21 protein-coding genes are annotated in these 17,538 nt (G+C 65.5%); 13 read left to right on the top strand and 8 right to left on the bottom strand.

Features of this window, described 5'->3' with window-relative positions; all coding sequences use genetic code 11:
• The 4 genes from BTHE68_RS29220 to BTHE68_RS29205 all read right to left on the bottom strand — a co-directional run bounded on the left by BTHE68_RS29220 (position 1) and on the right by BTHE68_RS29205 (position 3,953).
• On the bottom strand, positions 1–603 hold the full coding sequence (locus tag BTHE68_RS29220) for an outer membrane lipoprotein carrier protein LolA (protein WP_162069806.1): 603 nt from the start codon (positions 601–603) through the stop codon (positions 1–3).
• Positions 604–607: 4 nt separating this feature from the next.
• On the bottom strand, positions 608–1,516 hold the full coding sequence (locus BTHE68_RS29215; RefSeq protein WP_162070901.1) for a lysophospholipid acyltransferase family protein: 909 nt from the start codon (positions 1,514–1,516) through the stop codon (positions 608–610).
• A gap of 68 nt (positions 1,517–1,584) precedes the next feature.
• The gene (locus tag BTHE68_RS29210; RefSeq protein WP_162069805.1) at positions 1,585–3,279 is read right to left on the bottom strand and encodes an ApeI family dehydratase; all 1,695 of its coding nucleotides are present in this window, start codon (positions 3,277–3,279) and stop codon (positions 1,585–1,587) included.
• Between the two features lie 20 nt (positions 3,280–3,299).
• Positions 3,300–3,953, bottom strand: coding sequence for a COG4648 family protein (locus BTHE68_RS29205; protein ID WP_162069804.1), 654 nt, complete (start codon positions 3,951–3,953; stop codon positions 3,300–3,302).
• 454 nt (positions 3,954–4,407) lie between these two features.
• Here BTHE68_RS29205 and BTHE68_RS29200 point away from each other — a divergent pair, with 454 nt between their 5' ends.
• From BTHE68_RS29200 to BTHE68_RS29165, 8 genes are all read left to right on the top strand, one after another.
• On the top strand, positions 4,408–4,668 hold the full coding sequence (locus BTHE68_RS29200) for a phosphopantetheine-binding protein (protein WP_061173699.1): 261 nt from the start codon (positions 4,408–4,410) through the stop codon (positions 4,666–4,668).
• Between the two features lie 30 nt (positions 4,669–4,698).
• Positions 4,699–5,415 carry a 3-oxoacyl-ACP reductase FabG gene (gene fabG / locus BTHE68_RS29195; protein WP_162069803.1) on the top strand — a complete coding sequence of 239 codons (717 nt, stop codon included), beginning with the start codon at positions 4,699–4,701 and terminating at the stop codon, positions 5,413–5,415.
• 11 nt (positions 5,416–5,426) lie between these two features.
• Complete coding sequence (locus BTHE68_RS29190; protein ID WP_162069802.1) at positions 5,427–6,764, top strand: NAD(P)/FAD-dependent oxidoreductase; 1,338 nt, start codon at positions 5,427–5,429, stop codon at positions 6,762–6,764.
• A 41-nt stretch (positions 6,765–6,805) separates the two neighbouring features.
• Positions 6,806–7,621 (top strand): MipA/OmpV family protein, encoded by an 816-nt coding sequence (locus BTHE68_RS29185; protein ID WP_232078245.1) that lies wholly within the window; start codon positions 6,806–6,808, stop codon positions 7,619–7,621.
• Positions 7,614–8,423: a lysophospholipid acyltransferase family protein gene (locus BTHE68_RS29180; protein WP_162069801.1), complete on the top strand. Its 810-nt coding sequence runs from the start codon at positions 7,614–7,616 to the stop codon at positions 8,421–8,423. Before BTHE68_RS29185 ends, BTHE68_RS29180 begins: the two co-directional genes overlap by 8 nt.
• Positions 8,424–8,548: 125 nt before the next feature.
• Positions 8,549–8,839 (top strand): nucleotidyltransferase family protein, encoded by a 291-nt coding sequence (locus BTHE68_RS29175; protein WP_162069800.1) that lies wholly within the window; start codon positions 8,549–8,551, stop codon positions 8,837–8,839.
• A complete protein-coding gene (locus BTHE68_RS29170; protein WP_162069799.1) occupies positions 8,836–9,198 on the top strand; it encodes a HepT-like ribonuclease domain-containing protein in 363 nt (120 codons plus the stop codon). Before BTHE68_RS29175 ends, BTHE68_RS29170 begins: the two co-directional genes overlap by 4 nt.
• 121 nt (positions 9,199–9,319) lie before the next feature.
• On the top strand, positions 9,320–10,087 hold the full coding sequence (locus BTHE68_RS29165) for a glycosyltransferase family 2 protein (protein ID WP_162069798.1): 768 nt from the start codon (positions 9,320–9,322) through the stop codon (positions 10,085–10,087).
• On the opposite strand, the gene BTHE68_RS29160 is transcribed toward BTHE68_RS29165, so the two are convergent.
• The 4 genes from BTHE68_RS29160 to BTHE68_RS36670 all read right to left on the bottom strand — a co-directional run bounded on the left by BTHE68_RS29160 (position 10,088) and on the right by BTHE68_RS36670 (position 14,583).
• Positions 10,088–12,088, bottom strand: a complete 2,001-nt coding sequence (locus BTHE68_RS29160) for a glycoside hydrolase family 28 protein (RefSeq protein ID WP_162069797.1) — start codon at positions 12,086–12,088, stop codon at positions 10,088–10,090.
• 278 nt (positions 12,089–12,366) lie between these two features.
• Positions 12,367–13,713 carry a sensor histidine kinase gene (locus BTHE68_RS29155; RefSeq protein WP_162069796.1) on the bottom strand — a complete coding sequence of 449 codons (1,347 nt, stop codon included), beginning with the start codon at positions 13,711–13,713 and terminating at the stop codon, positions 12,367–12,369.
• Positions 13,710–14,453 (bottom strand): response regulator, encoded by a 744-nt coding sequence (locus BTHE68_RS29150; protein ID WP_162069795.1) that lies wholly within the window; start codon positions 14,451–14,453, stop codon positions 13,710–13,712. The genes BTHE68_RS29155 and BTHE68_RS29150 overlap by 4 nt, the downstream gene beginning before the upstream one ends.
• The gene (locus BTHE68_RS36670) at positions 14,440–14,583 is read right to left on the bottom strand and encodes a hypothetical protein (protein ID WP_167390430.1); all 144 of its coding nucleotides are present in this window, start codon (positions 14,581–14,583) and stop codon (positions 14,440–14,442) included. Before BTHE68_RS36670 ends, BTHE68_RS29150 begins: the two co-directional genes overlap by 14 nt.
• A 238-nt stretch (positions 14,584–14,821) precedes the next feature.
• On the opposite strand from BTHE68_RS36670, the gene BTHE68_RS29145 reads away from it, so the two are divergent.
• The 5 genes from BTHE68_RS29145 to BTHE68_RS29125 all read left to right on the top strand — a co-directional run bounded on the left by BTHE68_RS29145 (position 14,822) and on the right by BTHE68_RS29125 (position 17,535).
• The gene (locus tag BTHE68_RS29145; RefSeq protein WP_162069794.1) at positions 14,822–15,349 is read left to right on the top strand and encodes a thioredoxin family protein; all 528 of its coding nucleotides are present in this window, start codon (positions 14,822–14,824) and stop codon (positions 15,347–15,349) included.
• A 212-nt stretch (positions 15,350–15,561) separates the two neighbouring features.
• Positions 15,562–15,780: a DUF4148 domain-containing protein gene (locus BTHE68_RS29140; protein ID WP_162069793.1), complete on the top strand. Its 219-nt coding sequence runs from the start codon at positions 15,562–15,564 to the stop codon at positions 15,778–15,780.
• A 42-nt stretch (positions 15,781–15,822) separates the two neighbouring features.
• Positions 15,823–16,095, top strand: a complete 273-nt coding sequence (locus BTHE68_RS29135; RefSeq protein ID WP_162069792.1) for a hypothetical protein — start codon at positions 15,823–15,825, stop codon at positions 16,093–16,095.
• A 34-nt stretch (positions 16,096–16,129) separates the two neighbouring features.
• Positions 16,130–16,546: an organic hydroperoxide resistance protein gene (locus BTHE68_RS29130; RefSeq protein ID WP_197919766.1), complete on the top strand. Its 417-nt coding sequence runs from the start codon at positions 16,130–16,132 to the stop codon at positions 16,544–16,546.
• A gap of 65 nt (positions 16,547–16,611) precedes the next feature.
• On the top strand, positions 16,612–17,535 hold the full coding sequence (locus tag BTHE68_RS29125) for a LysR family transcriptional regulator (RefSeq protein WP_162069791.1): 924 nt from the start codon (positions 16,612–16,614) through the stop codon (positions 17,533–17,535).
• Positions 17,536–17,538 lie beyond the last annotated feature (3 nt).

Here is a 17,538-nt window from a genome sequence, read left to right as displayed (position 1 = left end):
TCAGTGCGCCGACGCGTCTTGCAGGCGCATCAGCGAATGGTCGCCATCGGCCTGCCTGATCTCGACGCGCGCGAGTGTCGCGCCGGTGCCGGCGAGCGTGATCGAAGCGACTTTCTGCTTCATGCGCGAATCGATCGGTACGAGCGTGAGCGTCCAGTCGTCGCCCTGGCCCGCGATCGACACCGTGTACGCGTTTTCCAGCGCGAAGCGGTTGCCCGCGAGCGTCGCGCGAATGCTTTCGATGAACGCGCCCAGTTCCGGATAGTTGCGCAGGGCAATCGTGACCTTGCGGCCGTTGCGATCGACCGTGAGCATGTCGCCATCGACGACGAGATTTTCCGGCTTCGGGCTGACCGTATGCTTTTCCAGATGATCGGGCGCGACGAACACCAGTTCGCCCGACGACTCCAGCGGCTCCTGCGCGATCTTCAGATAGCGCGTTTCGGTGAAGCGCGCGCGGCCCGACTTCTTCGCGCCGAGCGTGTTCATCAGCCGGTCGAGCGTCCAGCCGGAAGCGGGCGCGTCCGCCGCCACGGCGAACGTAGTGAACGCGGAGGCGGCGCAGAGCGCGGCGGCGCTCAGCAGCGCGGAAAAAACTCGCATAAGCTCAGGAATCCCTCGTGACTTCCTGCAAGCGGGCACCCGTCGCGCGCGCCGGCGCGGATTCAGTTGCGGCGTTCGCCTGCCAGAAGTCGAAATAGTTGAACCAGTTGTACGGCGCCGCGCGGCAATATTTCTCCAGCAGCGCGACGTAGCGCGTGAGCGCGGCATCGACGGCGGCGGCGCGCTCGCCGCGTTCGATCGTCGAGAAATCGGCGAGCGTCTCGAAGTGGATATCGTAGCGATTGCCGCCGAGATACAGCCCCGTCATGAAGACGACCGGACGCCGCAGCACCGCCGCCATGTGCAGCGGCCCGAGCGGAAACGCGGCGGGCGCGCCGAGGAAATCGCGTTCCTTGAGGGTGTCGCCGGCCTGACGCAGCGTACGGTCCGCAAGCATGCCGACGAGCGTGCCCGCATCGAGCCGTTCGCGCACCTTCAGCATCGCATCGACCTTGCCGAGTCCGATCACATCGTGATGCGCGGCGGGATTCACGGCGGCGAGAATCGCGTTGATCTTGCGGGCGTTTTCCTCGTACATCGTGATCGCGACGCGGATATGCGGCTGCGCACGCCCGATCGCGCGCACCACTTCGAAACTGCCGAGATGCGCGCCCATCAGGAACGCGCCGCGTCCGCCGGCGAGCGCGGCTTCGACTTCCTCGACGCCGTGCGTGCGGATGTCGAACAGATCGAAGCGTTCGTTGAGCAGATAGATGCGGTCGTGAATCGTCGACGCGAACGAGAACACGTGCCGATACCCATCGCGCCAGCCCGCATGCCGGCCGAGCGCGCGATTCAGATACGCGCGCGACGCCCGCCGCGCGCGCGGCGAGAACACCACGAAATACGCCGTGATGATCCGCAGCAACACGCGCCCGATGCGCCGCCCGAAGCGCAGCGACACCCACGTCATGAAGCGCAGCAACGCGAAGTTGCTGCGTTCCTGGCGGTCGGCCCAGTCGTCGCGATTGCGCGGCTTGTTCACGATGCGTGCATATCCGTGGACGACGTGGAAGGCGCGGCGAGCGCGCCGCTCGCCACCGCACGCGCGCCCGCGCGGATCGTGAAGCGGATCGCGCCGCTCGCCGCCGTCTCGAAGGCGATATCGAGCGGCTCGCCCGGCTCGGCCGGACTCAGGAATTTCGCGGATTCGATCCTGCACGCATCGAGGCGCTGTCCGATTGCGGAGCCGATCGCATCGAGTGCGTGATCGAGCAGCACGACGCCCGGCACGATCGGACGGCCGGGAAAATGGCCGGCGAGCGCGGGATGTTCCGGCGGCACCGTGAAGCGCAGCGCCGCGCGGCGCGTGCGCTCCTGTTCGATCAGTTGCGTCAGCACTTCGCGCGGCAGCTTGCCGGTGGCGTTGCGCGGCAGCGCATCGACGAACAGCAGCGGACGCGGCATGAACGCGGCGTCGACGCGCTCGCGCAATGCGCGCTGCAAGTCCGCCGCCGCGAGTTCCGGTGCGACGACGAGCGCCATCAGGCGCCGCACGGGTTCGCTGTCGGCGCCATCGCGGGTTTCATCGGGCATGTAGAACACGCCATCGACGACACCCGGGACCGCGTTCAACTGATGATTCAGATACGCGAGCGACGTGCGCTTGCCCGCGATATTGATCAGATCCGCCTTGCGGCCGTGCAGCAGGAAATGCGTATCGTCGATGAGTTCGAGCGCGTCGCCCATCGGCACCGGCACTTCGACGTGGCCGCCCGAGGCCCACATGGTTTGGCCGCCGCTATCGTTGGCATCGTCGGCGCGCGGCGTCAGCGCGATGTCCGGAAACAGCTCCCACGCGGCGGTGCGCGCGGTGCGGCGCGTCGCGATCTGGCCGGTTTCGGTGCTGCCGTAGATTTCCATCAGCGGCGCGTCCAGGCGCGTTTCCGCGTCCAGCGCGAGCTTTTCCGAAAGCGGCGCGGTCGCCGACAGCACCAGCGAGGCGCGCGGCAACGCATCCTCGTTCGCGAACAGCGCGCGCAGGTGGATCGGCGAACTCACGAGCACGCGCGGTTCGGGCACGGCATCGAGTTCCGCGCGGATATCGACGGGATAGAACGGCTGGCGGTTGCTGAACGCGAGACCGCCGAGCAGCGCCAGCAGCACCGTCGATTCGAAGCCGTACATGTGCTGCGGCGGCACGGTGCCGATGAGCGTCGCGGGTGCAACGCCCAGCAGGCCGAGACGCGCCGCCGCCGCGCGCACGTTCTTCACCAGAAAACCCCATGTCTTGCGATGCGGCACCGGCACGCCCGTCGAACCGGACGTGAACACGTAGGCCACGACGCGCGCGCCGTCGATGTGCGGCACGGCCGCTTGGTCGGCGCCTCGGGGCGCGGCGGTCTCCGGATAGCGAAAACGCGGCAGATCGATCGCGCAATCGTCGTTGTCGTGCAGGCAGAACGCGTCGGGCGCGAACGAGGCGAGGGCGCGCACCATTTCCGGCGTGTGCGTCGACGGCAACAGGCTCGTCTTGCCCGCGACGAGCGTCGCGCACAGGCTCACCGTGAAGCGATAGCGGTCGGTGCAGACGTTGAACACGTGGCCGCCTTCGGGCAGCGCATCGGCGAGCGTGCGGACATCGGCGAGAAATTCGCGGACGCTGACGGGCGCGCCGTCGCGCCAGGCGATCGTCTGATCCGGCGACGCGTGGAATACCAGCGGAAAGGTTTGCATGGGCGATGAGTTCGACGGCATCACTGCGCCCCGCTGCGACGCATCTGCATCGAATGCGTGTAGGCGCGAACGGCGTCCATGATGCTCGACGGCTCCATGTCCGGCAGCGCGATGCGGCGGCACGCGTACTCCGCGACGAACATCAGCCCGACGAGCGGCAGCGCGAGATAGTTGGCGAAGGTGGACCACGCGACGATCGACGCGCAGGCGAACAGCACGCTCGACACGAGCGCGGTCGCGACGAAGAAGAGCGTCCACGCGAGGGTCACGCGCCGCGTATAGCGCACGACGCGCGCTTCGAGCTTGCCGTGGACCATCGTCGCGAACTGGGTGCAGAGCGGCTCGCGGCCGTGACCGAGCGTGCGGCCGAACATCCACGCGAGCGCGAGATTGAAACTCGCGTGTTCGAGCCACAAACCCCAGCCGAAGTGCGCGGTGAGCGGCGCGCGCCCGAACCACAGCGCCGCGCAGGCGAGCGCCCAGAGCGGCAGCAGCCACGCCCGCGCCGACGCGCGCGCAGCGGCGTTCAGCGTGATGAGCAGGAGCGGCGCGAGAACGAGCGCGAGCCCCAGCCCGTGCGCGTCCGGCGTGGACGCGGCATGGTGCGCGGCAAACTGATACGCGACGATCACGCCGACGACGCCCGCCGCGCGCAGGATGCGGACGGGGCTCATCGGCACGCTCCCGGCGCACAAAACGCACACGGAAGAACAGGTGGGAAGAAAAAGGTACGCAACATGGGATGCGGCTGCGGCGTTCTTCATGAACGCTCGGTAGTTGAACAAAAACCCGGCAGTCGCCTGCCTGACGAGTATTTTCCCGCGCGGGTGCGGGCCCGGTCTGTAACCGATTGTTCGATGATCTTACATTCGTCAGACCGGCCGATTTTACCCTACTGTCACGGCCCCCCTGCCAGAGGGCGAAACCGCTGATTTTTCTCAGAAATATCGTGCTGCGGAGAGTGGTGCGGCCGGTTACCTTTACTACTAGGCGTCCCAAGGGGCTTCGTCTAGAATTTCGCCACTGCAATTATCTCGATAACAGGCAGCCGGCAGCGTGCGGAAAGCGCGGGGCGCACGTGTTCCGAGCGGCCCTCGCCGCGCGTTTTTGCGCTGGTCTGTACACACGATGAACGAACTGGAAAGAGAGCTCGCGGAGCTGATCGTCACCGAATTGAACCTCGAGGACGTCGATCCCAAGGCCGTCTCGGCCGACACGCGGTTGTATGAAGAAGGATTCGGGCTCGATTCCATCGACATCCTGGAGATCGCGCTTCTGATCTCGAAGAAATACGGCTTCGAGCTGCGCTCGGACAATCCGGACAATCAGAAGATCTTCGCGAACCTCGGCGCGCTCGCGGCGCACGTCGCCGCGCACCGCACGCGATAAACCCATGCAATCGATGACGGAAGCCACGCCATGCGCGCGCTCGTGACAGGCGGCAGCGGCGCGATCGGACAAGCGGTCGGCCGCTCGCTGGCGGCCGCCGGGCACGAGGTCTGGATTCACGCCAACGGCGGTATCGAGCGCGCTGAAAGCTGCGCGCAAGCCATTCGCGCGGCGGGCGGCACGGCGCATGCAATCGCCTTCGACGTGACCGATCCCGACGCCACCGAAAGCGCGCTCGCGCGCATTCTGGCGGACGGCCCGGTGCAGATTCTCGTGAACAACGCGGGCATCCACGACGACGCGCCGATGGCCGGCATGACGCGCCAGCAATGGAAACGCGTGCTCGACGTCACGCTCGACGGCTTTTTCAATGTCACCCAGCCGCTTCTGATGCCGATGATCCGCACGCGCTGGGGACGCATCGTGAATATGTCATCGCTGTCGGGTCTGATGGGCAATCGCGGCCAGGTGAACTACGCGGCGGCGAAGGCGGGGCTGATCGGCGCGACGCGCGCGCTCGCGCAGGAACTCGCCTCGCGCGGCATCACGGTGAATGCGGTGGCGCCGGGCGTCATCGATTCGCCGATGCTCGGCAACGCGTTCCCGCCAGAGCGCATCAAACAACTGGTGCCGGCGCAGCGCGCGGGCACGGCGGACGAAATCGCGGGCATGGTCGCGTATCTGGTATCGGACGCGGCGGCTTATGTCACCGGACAGGTCTTGTCGATCAACGGCGGAATCGCCTGAAGAGGAACGCAATGTTGGAAGCGAAGCAAACGCAGCAGGACTGGGACGTCGTCGTGATCGGCGGCGGTCCCGCCGGTTCGACGGCGGCGACGCTGCTCGCGGACCGCGGCTATCGCGTGCGGGTGCTGGAGAAGGCGCGGCATCCGCGCTTTCATATCGGCGAATCGCTGTTGCCGGCGAATCTGCGGCTCTTCGAGCGGCTCGGCGTCGCTGAAGAAGTGCGCGCGATCGGCATGGTCAAACTTGCGGCCGAGTTCGTGTCGCCGCAGCACGGCGATCGCACGCAGCGCTTTCTGTTCGCCGATGCGTGGGACAAGTCGATGCCGAGCGCGTATCAGGTGCGCCGCTCCGAACTCGACGAGATTCTGCTGCGCAACGCGTCGAAACACGGCGCGCACGTGAGCGAAGCCTGCCGCGCGCGCGATGTCGTGTTCGCGCCGGATGGCTCCAGCGCGACGATCGGCGCCGAGCACGACGATGGCCGCATCGAAGAAGTGCGCGCGCGTTTCGTCGTCGATGCATCCGGGCGCGATACGCTGCTCGCGAATCATTTCAAGACGAAGCGGCGCAACGAGCGTCACAACTCGTCGGCGCTGTACGGCCACTTCCGCAATGCGCGGCGCAACGCCGGCGAGAACGAAGGCAACATCACCGTGTTCTGGTTCGAGCACGGCTGGTTCTGGTTCATCCCGCTCGCGGACGGCGCGACCAGCATCGGCGCGGTCGTGTGGCCCGCGTATCTGAAGCGGCGTCCGAAGGGCACGTCGGTGGAAGCGTACTTTCGCGACACCATCGCGCTGTGCGCGCCGCTCGCCGAGCGACTGAAAGATGCCGAACTGATCAGCGAAGTCCACGCGACGGGCAACTATTCGTACACCGGCGACATGACGCACGGGCGCAACTTCCTGCTGCTCGGCGACGCCTTCGCGTTCATCGATCCGGTGTTCTCGTCCGGCGTGATGCTCGCGATGCAAAGCGCGTTGGCGGGCGCGGAAGCGATCGACACGGCGCTTGCCCATCCCGCCCGTGCGCAAGCCGCGCTCGCGAAGTTCGATCGCGACGTGCGGCATGGCCCGCGCGAGTTCTCGTGGTTCATCTACCGCATGACGTCGCCGACGATGCGCAATCTCTTCATGGGCCCGAAGAACCCGCTGCGCATGAAGGAAGCGCTGCTGTCGCTGCTCGCGGGCGATATCTTCGGCACGACGCCGATCTGGCATTCGTTGCGCGCGTTCAAGGGCATCTATTACATCGCGGCTGCGCTCGACTGGCGCAATTCGCTGCGTGCGTACCGCCAGCGTCGTCGCAATCTGAGCGATGCGGAACGCGCGGAGCTATCGGCCAATTGATCACAATGCCGGGATTTCGCCCGCTACGCCTCGCGTCCCTGATGCTGTTCGTCGCAAGCGGTGCGGCGTGCGCAGACGAAGTGCCGCCGCCCGACAAGCCGCTGTGGGAGCTGGGCGTCGGCATGGGCGTGGCGGCGTTTCCGCATTATCCCGGCTCGAACCAGACGCGCGCGTGGGTGTTCCCGTTTCCCTACGTGGTCTATCGCGGCAAGTTTCTGCGCGCCGACCGCGACGGCGTGCGCGGCCAGTTGCTCAGCACCGACCGCGTCAACTTCAATATCAGCGTGCTCGGCTCGCTGCCGGTTTCCAGCCACGACGACAACGCGCGCACCGGCATGCCCGACCTCAAGCCGACGATCGAAATCGGCCCGTCGGTGGAAGTGCATCTGTGGCGCTCGCCTTCGCGCGACATGCTGCTCGATCTGCGTTTGCCGGTGCGCATGGGGATCACGCTGGAATCGTCGCCGACGACGGTCGGCTGGCAGTTCGAGCCGAACGTGAATCTGGATCTCGTCGATGTCGCGGGCGTGTCGGGGTTGCGCGTCGGCATGTTTGCCGGTCCGATGTTCGCCGACGGCAAGTACAGCGACCATTTCTACACCGTCGCGCCGCAATACGCGACGCCCGGCCGCCCCGCGTTCCAGGCGAGCGGCGGCTACGCGGGCACGCAGGCGCTCGTCTCGATGTCGCGGCGCTTCAGCCGTTACTGGGTCGGCGCCTTCATGCGCTATGCGAATCTCGCGGGCGCGAGCTTCGCCGACAGCCCGCTGGTGCGGCAAAAGAGCGTGCTCTCGGGCGGCGTGGCGCTCGCGTGGGTGTTCGGGCAGTCGTCGAAAACGGTGGCGAGCGATGAGTGACGCGCATCGGAAAATCGGCGGCGCGGGCGAGAAGCTGTCGTTCGCGGGGGCGCTCGAATCCGCGTGGCAATGCGTGGCGTTCTACTTCGCGCTGGTCGTGCTCGCGCTCGTGTGCCTCGCGTGGTTTCCGTTCGCGCTGATTTTGCGGCGCGCGCTGTCCGTCGATGCGGGGCGACGCGTCGGGCGTGCGGTCGTGCAGCGTGTATGGCACGGCTACTTCGTGCTGCTGCGCGCGCTCGGCGCGTGCCGCTTCGATCTCTCGGCGCTCGACTCGCTCGCGGGGCAGCCGCCGATGATCCTCGCTCCGAACCATCCGTGTCTGCTCGATGCGCTCCTGATCGCGTCGCGCGTGCCCGACACCTGCTGCGTGATGAAGGGCGATGTCGCCGGCAACGTGTTTCTCGGGCCGGGCGCGCTGCTCGCGGGTTATATCGTCAACGATACGTCCGTGGGGCTGATCCGTGCGGCTGTTGCCGAATTGCAGCGCGGCTCGCCGCTGCTGTTGTTTCCCGAGGGCACGCGCACGGAGCATGCGTCGGTGAACCCGCTGAAGGGCGGCATCGCGCTGATTGCGGCGCGCGCGCAGGTTCCGGTGCAGACGCTCATCATCGAGACGGATTCGGGGTTTCTGGGCAAAGGCTGGCAGATTTTCAGGAAGCCCGCGTTGCCGATTACTTATCGCGTGACGTTAGGCCGACGCTTCGCGCCGCCAGGACGCGATCATGCCGCGTTGCAGGCGTTCATCGTCGAATTGCAGCGGTTTTATGCGGGTGAGCTGGATGGGCATCGGGTGCGGGATTGAGAGCGCCCGGGCAAGCGCGTTGTGTGCTTCGCCTTTGCGAGCCGTTGGAATGCTCGAAAATGGTTCCTGGAATGCTATTCTCGATCCCATACTGATCCAAAGAGTCTCGATAACGAACGCTGCCCATGCGACCCTCACTCGCACTTGATCTCAAGCGAAGCGCCATCCGTGAAGCGGCAAGCCGCTTTCGCGTGGCGAATCCGCGTGTCTTCGGTTCGGTGCTTCGCGGCACCGACCAGGACGGCAGCGATCTCGACCTGCTCGTCGATGCGCTGCCCGGCGCGACGCTGTTCGATCTGGGTGGCCTGCAAGACGAACTGGAATCGCTGCTCGGCATTCACGTCGATCTGTTGACTCCGGCTGACTTGCCGCTGAAATTCCGGGCCAAGGTGCTCGCGGAGGCGCAGCCAGTATGAGCGAGAACCGCCTGCCTGATTACCTTGACCACATGCAGCAGGCCGCGACGGATGCGTGCGCCTTCGTGGATGGAATGGCCAAGACCGAATTCCTGGAAGACAAGCGCACGCAGCAGGCCGTCATCATGAGCCTCATCATCATCGGTGAGGCGGCGACGAAGGTGATGGACGGCTACGCCGAGTTCATTCAGGCGCACGCGCAAGTGCCGTGGCGCGGCATGCGGGGCATGCGCAACCGCATCGCGCACGGCTACTTCGACATCAATCTCGATGTGGTGTGGGAAACGGTACAGTCCGCGTTGCCCGACCTGTTGAGACAACTACCCGCCGTTCGCAACGCTGCAAACGTATCCTCATAACGCGCCACCGATTGGAGCGTCCAGTCGATTTGCGCGGAATTGGGCGACGACGACGCCTTCCGGCGCCGACGTCCACAGACGTTAAAATTCGCCCTATCCCTCCGACTCTCCACCTTTCTCAATGCCTTCGACAAGCGCATCGTCCACCCATCTCGTCCTCATCCCGAGCTACAACCCCGGCGAGAAAGTCGACGAAACCGTACGCGGTGCGCGCGAGCAGTGGAACCCGGTATGGGTCGTCGTCGATGGCAGCACGGACGGCAGCGCCGAACGCCTCACGAAGCTGGCTGAAGCCGATCCGGGCCTGCGCGTGATCGTGCTGCCGGAGAACCGCGGCAAGGGCGCAGCGATCCTCGCGGGCCTCGACGAAGCCGCGAAACTCGGCTTCACGCACGCACTCACGATGGACTCCGACGGCCAGCATCCCGCCGCGCTGATCCGCACGTTCATGCAAACGTCGATGAACGCGCCCGATGCGATGATCCTCGGCCGCCCGAGGTTCGACGCCAGCGCGCCGCAGTTGCGCGTCCAGGGCCGGCGCATCTCGAACGGCTGGGCGAATCTGGAGACGCTGTGGATGGGCATCGGCGATTCGCTGTACGGCTTTCGCGTCTATCCGATCGCGCCGCTCGCCGCGCTCATGCGCAGGCAGACGTGGATGCGCCGCTTCGATTTCGATCCCGAAGCGGTAGTGCGCCTGTGCTGGCGCGGCGTGCGCCCGATCAATCTCGACGCCCCCGTACGCTATTTCACGCCGGAAGAGGGCGGCGTCTCGCATTTCCGCTATGGCCGCGACAACGCGCTGCTGACGTGGATGCACACGCGGCTTTTTCTCGGCTTCGTGCTGCGTGTGCCGATGCTCATCGCGAGACGCCTGACCGGACGATGATCAACGCGGATCGCTGACCGTCGAGTTCATCGTCACGCCCGCGATCATGGTGTTCTTCAGCACGATGTCGTGCACGTTGTACGCGTAGATCGGGCCGGGCGTCGCCGCCGTGGCCGGACCTGCCGCGACCGGCGTGCCGAAATCGCAATCCGTGATGGTGACGCCGGTGATCGCCGGAATCGTGGGCGTCGGCGCAGGGCCGTTGTAGTCGAACGCGACTGGCCCTTGCGCGACGATCGCCTGAAAACACGATCCGGTCACGCCGTTGAGCGACACGTTGCTCGCCTTCACGTTCGAGATGTTCACGTTCTGCACGAGCGCGGGCCGCGTGCGGATCGCGTCCTTCGACGGCTGATAGTCGCAATCGAACGTGATGATGCCGCCCTGCGCCGCCGATGGATTCGCCGCCGTCGCCGTCGCCACGCCGAGCGGCACGGTCGCATTGATCGGGCTGCCCGCGATCAGGCTGCTGCCGTAACCGGAAGGCGTGAGACTGACGCCGTTGGGAAGCGTCACGTTGTCCACGTAGAAATCCTTCACGAAACCGCCGCGATTCATGTTCGTCTTGATGCGAATCGCGATGTTCAGTGAATTGGTCGCCCAGAACTGGTTCAGCATCTGCAGGTTGCGCGCGTAGATCTTCTGCACGCCGCCGCCCATTTCGCTGCCGAGCGTGATGCCGCCGTGGCCGCTGTTCATCGTGCAGTTCTGGATGACGTGGTTTTGCGCCGGACCGTATTGCGTGTCGAGATCCTTGCCCGACTTGATCGCGATGCAGTCGTCGCCGGTGTTGAACGTGACGTTCTCGCACAGGACCATGTCGCAGGCGTCGGGATCGAAGCCGTCGTTGTTCGGACCGATGCTGTCCACCGTCACGCTGCGCATCACGACGTTCTGGCAATCGGTCGGATGGTGCTGCCAGAACGGCGTGTTGTTGGTGCGATAGCTTTCCATCAGCACGTTCGTGCAGCCGATGAACTCCACCATGCACGGCCGCAGATAATGGCCGATGCCGAAGATGCGCTTCTCGATCGCGACGCCCGCTTCCGACAGCGCCGGCAGATAGTTCTGGTCCTGCTGCCAGGGCGTGGCGGGATCGGTGAGCTTCGCGTAGAGCGTATCGGGGATGCCGGGCACGGCGGTTTTCAGATCCACGTTCTTCGCGTTGCTCGATGCCTGCGAAGGCGTCGACGAATTCACGCAGCCGTACACGCCCGTGTTGCCCTTCCACGTCCACCAGCAGGTCGCGGTGTTGCCGCTGCCGGCGAAGGGCGTCATCGCCTGGCCGTTGAGCACGGAGGTATTGCCTTCGCCCGTCACCGCGATATTCGTCTGGTTGCGCGCATAGACCGGCGGGCCGTAGTTGAGGCAGTCGTTCGCCTGCCAGCGGCTGTAGTAGAGCTTGCCGTTCGGGCCGCAATCGATCGGGCCGTCCTTCGCGTAGTCGGCGGGATTCGGGCTGAAGTAGATCGTGCAGTTCGCCGAGAGATGAAAGTCGACGTTGGACAGCAGCACGATCGGGCCCGCGCAATACCACATTCCCGCCGGCACGACGACGTGTCCGCCGCCCGCCGCGCTGCATGCCGCGATGGCCGCGAGAAAGGCCGGGCGCGAGTCGAACGAGCCGGGCGCGTTGGTCTGGTCGGCGCCCTTGGACAGCGGCGATTTGGCCGGATCGGTGTACGGATTCGTCGCCGCGACGACCGCGCAAGGCTTCGCGCCGTAATCGGTGACGAGGAACTGGCGGCTCGGAAACATCGACGTCGATACGCCTTGCAGCGCGTTCACGATCTGCGTAGCGGAGCCGGACGAGCCCCAGATCGGGTCTTGCGCGGGCGGCGGCGTCGATCCGGAGCCGGAGTCGTCGTGTCCGCCGCAGCCGGCGAGGCCGAGGGAGCCCATCGCGCCTAATAGCGGAGCGCCCGCCGAGATGCCCGCGAATTTCACGAACATGCGACGCGCGGGCGACGGCACCGCCGATACGTGTTTCGATTGCTTCATGAAGTCTCCTTTGATGCGGATTTTGAGCGCGCGCGGGCGCGTGGACGCAGGGGCGGCGTCCGGTCTTGAATTCGAAGGGAGAAAGGCGCGTGCGTCAGCGCGGCGGCTGAGCAAAGAAACGATGTCGTACAACTTTAGGGCGACAGGGCATGGCGTCTCCAGCGATGTCCAGGTGCGCGCGTGGGGCCGCGCGTCGTGGAGCAAACGTTAGCGGAGTTAGCTGTCGCCCGTCAAGCCGGTGCAAACCTGTAGGCTGTTTTGATATAGGACATCGTATTTTAAGCGGCCTTTTTGAGCACCAGTCGTGCTTCCAGTCCGCCGCCCTGGCGATGATGCAGCGTGAGCGACGCGTCCATCGCGAGCGTGAGTTGCCGCGCGATGGCCAGCCCCAGTCCGGTGCCACCGGTCTGCCGGTTGCGCGAGCCTTCGAGCCGCACGAAAGGCTCGAACACCGCTTCCAGCGATTCATCCGGAATGCCCGGCCCGCGATCGAGGATCGCGACGACGGCGCGGCCATCGTCGCGCGTGGCGACTTCGATTTCCGCCGCGCCGGCATACTTGATCGCGTTATCGATGAGATTGCCGACGACGCGCTTCAACGCCTGCGGGGGCGCCATCAGCGCGCCGCCGATGGCGCCGCGCAAGGTCACCGATTGCCCCGCATCGAGATAGTCGTCGACGATGCTTTCGAACAGCGCATCCGGATCGATGCGGCGCGGCGCTTCGTTCGTGCCGTGCAGCGTGCGCGCATAGGTCACGCCTTCCTTCACGAGCGATTCCATCTCCTTCAGGTCCTGCTGGAGCTTGGCGCCGGTGGTTTCGTCGTCCATTACGTCGACGCGCAGGCGCATGCGCGTGATCGGCGTCTGCAGGTCGTGCGTGATCGCCGCGAGAATTTGCATGCGCTGGGTCATGTACATCGAGACGCGGTCCTGCATCGCGTTGAACGCCTTCGCCGCGCGCGCGACTTCTTCCGGCCCGGACTCGGGCAGACGCTCGGCCTTGAGATCGGGGCCGAGCGTGTCGGCGGCGCTGGCGAGCTTCTTGAGCGGGCCCGTCGCGAGGCGCACGGCGAGCCAACAGCACGCGCCGAGCACGATCAGTTGCAGCACCAGAACCAGCGGCAGCCAGCTGGACAACGGCGTGCCGACCATTGGACGCATGTCGATGGTGAGCGGCGAGCCGTCCGACAGACGCAAGTGCACCTGAAAGCGCTCCTTGTCGCCGGGCACCGCGTTGACCGTCAGCGGATAGCGCTTGCCGATGCCTTCGCCGATCGAGCGCGCGAAGCGTTCCGACAGCGCGGCGTCCAGCGGCGCGCCGGTCTCGCCGGGTCCGAGAATGAACGTGTAGCTGCGCCGCGCGAGCCGTGGCAGCCACTGCGCGCGTTCATCGGCGGGCAGATGATCGAGCAGCGCGACCGAGCTCGCGACCTCGCGCTCGACGTAGCCCATCATCACGTTGGTCATCGAATCGTCGCGTTCGCGCATCGTCAGAAGGAACGAGAAGGTCTGCGCGAGCGCGAGTCCGACGACGAGAATCAGCGCGAGCCGCGCGAACAGCGTGCGCGGCCAGTGCAGCAGGGAAGCGCGCGATGCATGAGAAGCGGACGAAAGCGTGCTCATTGAGACGACTCGATCGGTTTGACCTCGGCCGAGAACACGTAGCCTTCGCTGCGCAGCGTCTTGATGTAGCGCGGCTCGCGGGCGGTGTCGCGCAAACGCTGCCGCAGACGCGACACGAGCAGGTCGATGGAGCGGTCGAACGCATCGGCCTGACGTCCTTGCGTCAGATTCAGCAATTGATCGCGCGTCAGCACGCGCTGCGCATTGTCGAGAAACACGCGCAGCAGCCGGTATTCGGCGCCGGACAGCGCGACCATCGTGCCTTCGGCGTCGAGCAGATGACGCGCGGTGGTGTCGAGCCGCCAGTCGCCGAAGCTCAGCATCGCCGCCGATTCCGACACTTCCATGCCCGGCGGCAGCATGCGCGTGCGGCGCAGCACCGAGCGGATGCGCGCGAGCAATTCGCGCACGGCAAAGGGTTTTGGCAAGTAATCGTCGGCGCCCATTTCGAGGCCGAGAATGCGGTCGGCTTCCTCGTTGCGCGCGGTGAGCATCAGCACCGGCACGTCGCGGAACTTGCCCGCACGCAGCTCGCGGCACAGCACGAGGCCGTCTTCGCCGGGCAGCATCAGATCGAGCACGATCAGATCCGGCGCGCCTTGCTGTTCCAGCACGGCGCGCATCTGCCGGCCGTTCGCGGCGAGCGACACGCGCATGCCGTTCTTTTCGAGGTAAGTGGCAAGCAGTTCGCGAATGCCGCGATCGTCGTCGACGATCAATACGTGATCAGTGGTTTCCATCGATGGATCGTTGTCGTTGACGCTTGAGTTGCACCCGGCTCGGGCTGACCAGCAGACACTGAACCGGATGGGCCATTTCCGTCGCGATCCCGCCGACGAGAAAGGCGAGGACCGCCAGCATGCGTTTCATTTTTAGCTCCCGCTGATTGCGCGATGTCTGCGTTATAGCGCGTCTCAGCGGACGTTTTGTATCGCAGTGTATCCCGCATGCCGCGCGATACATAACATTGCGCAACGCGCTTTGCCCGACACAAGCGGGATACGCGCGCGCAGTCCAATGCGGTCATGCCGATGCGAACGTCGGCCTGCCGGGGCGATATGACTTTATCGCGCGCCCCGATCTTCTACCGCATTCAAAGGACTTCGTCATGCTCGCCGCCATCAAGAACGCAGCCGCGTGCGCCGGACTGGCCGCCTGCGCGGCCATCGCGCCCGCGCAGGCCGCCGCGCCCGTCAATAACACCATCGCGCCGGAATTCGCCGGCATCGACACATGGCTCAACAGCCAGCCGCTCACGCTCGCGCAATTGCGCGGCAAGGTCGTGCTCGTCGATTTCTGGACCTTCGCGTGCGGCAATTGCGTCAACACGCTGCCGGCCGTGAAGTCGTGGCATCGGAAGTATGGGGACAAGGGGCTCGTCGTGGTCGGCGTGCACACGCCCGAGTTTCCGTTCGAGCAGGACACGCACAACGTGCAGCGCGCGATCGAGCGTTTCGGCATTACGTATCCGGTCGCGCAGGACAACCGCTACGCGACCTGGGCCGCGTACGGCAATCAATACTGGCCCGCGTTCTATCTGATCGACAAGCACGGTCGCGTGGCCTATACGCACGTCGGCGAGGGCGATTACGCGCAGACCGAAGCCGTGATCGAGAAACTGCTGGCCGCGCAGTAAGCGGGTTTCGTATCGCAATGTATCTGCACCGCACGCGATACAAAACATTGCACAGGACCCGCTTTCCGGACACAAGCCAGATACCTGCGGGGCTTCAAATACACACAACGACGGCTCACGAGTGAAACGCAAGACGAACACCCGCGAAGCCCAAGTGCCGTAACTCATTCAACCGACTGATTGATCCATTTGTTCCGTTAAGGAGAGACACCATGAAATCCACCCTCGTTGCTTTCGCTCTCGTCGCCAGCGCCATGACCGGTGTTGCTCACGCCGCCGTGACGAACACCCCGATGAGCGTGCAGACCGAACAGGCCGTGGCGAAGCACGCCTACGCCGGCAAGACCCGCGCCGAAGTGAAGCAGGAACTGGTGCAGGCCCAGCGCGATGGCCAGATCGCCGCGCTGCGCAGCCTGTATCAAGGCAGCTGATCAGACATTCACCGAATCCACCGAAACAACAGAGGCCCAATCATGATCAAGCAATTCGTCACCGCCGCAGTCATCGCCGTCAGCGCCGTCGCAGCCGGTTCCGCATTCGCCAGCAGCGGCTATGGTCCCGCGCCGCACTACGACCCGCTCGCGGGCGCGCCGGCATCGCAACGCGGCATCAGCGCGCAGACCATCGCCAATGAAAACGGCGGCGCGCAGGCGCAGGCATACGGCGGCATGGGCGACACGTTCTCGCAATCGGGCGCGCGCGGCGCGACGACGAACGACGTCGCCACGCTCTTCGCGCATCACTAACTCCATCCACTTTCGAACCCACGAGGAACGCATCATGACCCAGATCGATACCGTCCTGTACACCGGCAAAACCCGCGTCGTCGGAGGACGTGAAGGCTTCGCGAAGAGCACCGATGGCCGTCTCGACGTCAAGCTGTCGCCGCCCGGATCGACCGGCGCGGGCACCAATCCCGAGCAGATGCTGGCCGCCGGCTGGTCCGCATGTTTCATCGGCGCGATGGGCAAGGCCGCCGCGAAACTGAAGACGCGTCTGCCCGCCGAAACCGCCGTCGATGCGGAAGTGGACCTCGGCATGGCTGGCGAAGCGTATCTGCTGCGCGCGCGCCTGAACGTGAGCCTGCCGGGCATCGAGCGCGCGGTGGCCGAGGAAATCGCGAACCTGGCGCATCAGACCTGCCCGTACTCGAAGGCGCTGAAGAGCAACATCGATGTGACGATCACAGTGGTCTGAGGCGCTTCGACGATTCGGTCCGGTAGACTTGGCGCTTCATCGATCAAGTGAAGCACCGAGCCGACATGGACCGAATCGACGCGATGAAAGTGTTCATCGCCACGCTGGACGAAGGCAGTCTGGCGGGCGCGGGGCGGCGGCTCGGCCGCTCGCCCGCCGCCGTGAGCCGGGCGATCGCGTTTCTCGAGGAGCACACCGGCACGGCCTTGCTCCATCGCACGACGCGCACGATCAAGCTGTCCGAAGCGGGCGAGCGTTATGCCGCCGCGTGCCGCCGCATTCTCACCGATCTCGAAGAAGCCGATCTGCTGATCGCGCACGAACGTTCCGCGCCGCGCGGGCTTCTGACCATCACCGCGCCCGTCGCCGCGGGCGAAGACCTGCTGCGCCCGATGCTCGATGACTTCATCGCGCGCTTTCCCGCCGTTTCCGTGCGCCTGCAAATGCTCGACCGTCCCGTGAGCCTGATCGACGAAGGCATCGATGTGGCGCTGCGCATCGCGCATCTGTCGGACTCGACGCTGATCGCGATTCCCGTGGGCGAAGTGCGGCGCGTCGTGGCCGCGTCGCCGCGCTATCTTTCGACGCATCCGCGCATCGCGCAGCCCGCCGATCTCGCGCAGCATCAGATCATTTCGATGACGCACTTCGGCCTCGATTCGTGGAGCTTTCCGACCTCCACCGGCTCGACGATTCCGCAAGTCGTGCAGTTCACGCCACGCCTCATCGTGAATACGGTGCGGGCGGCGGTGGCTTCCGCCGTCGATGGGCACGGGCTCACGCGGCTCTTTTCGTATCACGTCGCGAAAGAAGTGAAGGACAGGACGCTGCAGATCGTGCTGCCGGACAGCGAGCACGCGCCCTTGCCGGTGCATCTGCTGACGCCGCATGGACGGCTTTCGGTGCCGAAGGTGCGCGCGTTCGTCGACTTCGCCACGCCGCGTCTGCGCCGTCATTTCAAGCAGTTACAGATCGATTCAACCGCATAGCGG

This window comes from Burkholderia sp. THE68, from assembly GCF_009938265.1.
Lineage (GTDB): Bacteria > Pseudomonadota > Gammaproteobacteria > Burkholderiales > Burkholderiaceae > Caballeronia.
This window is presented reverse-complemented; position numbering and strand designations above follow the sequence as displayed.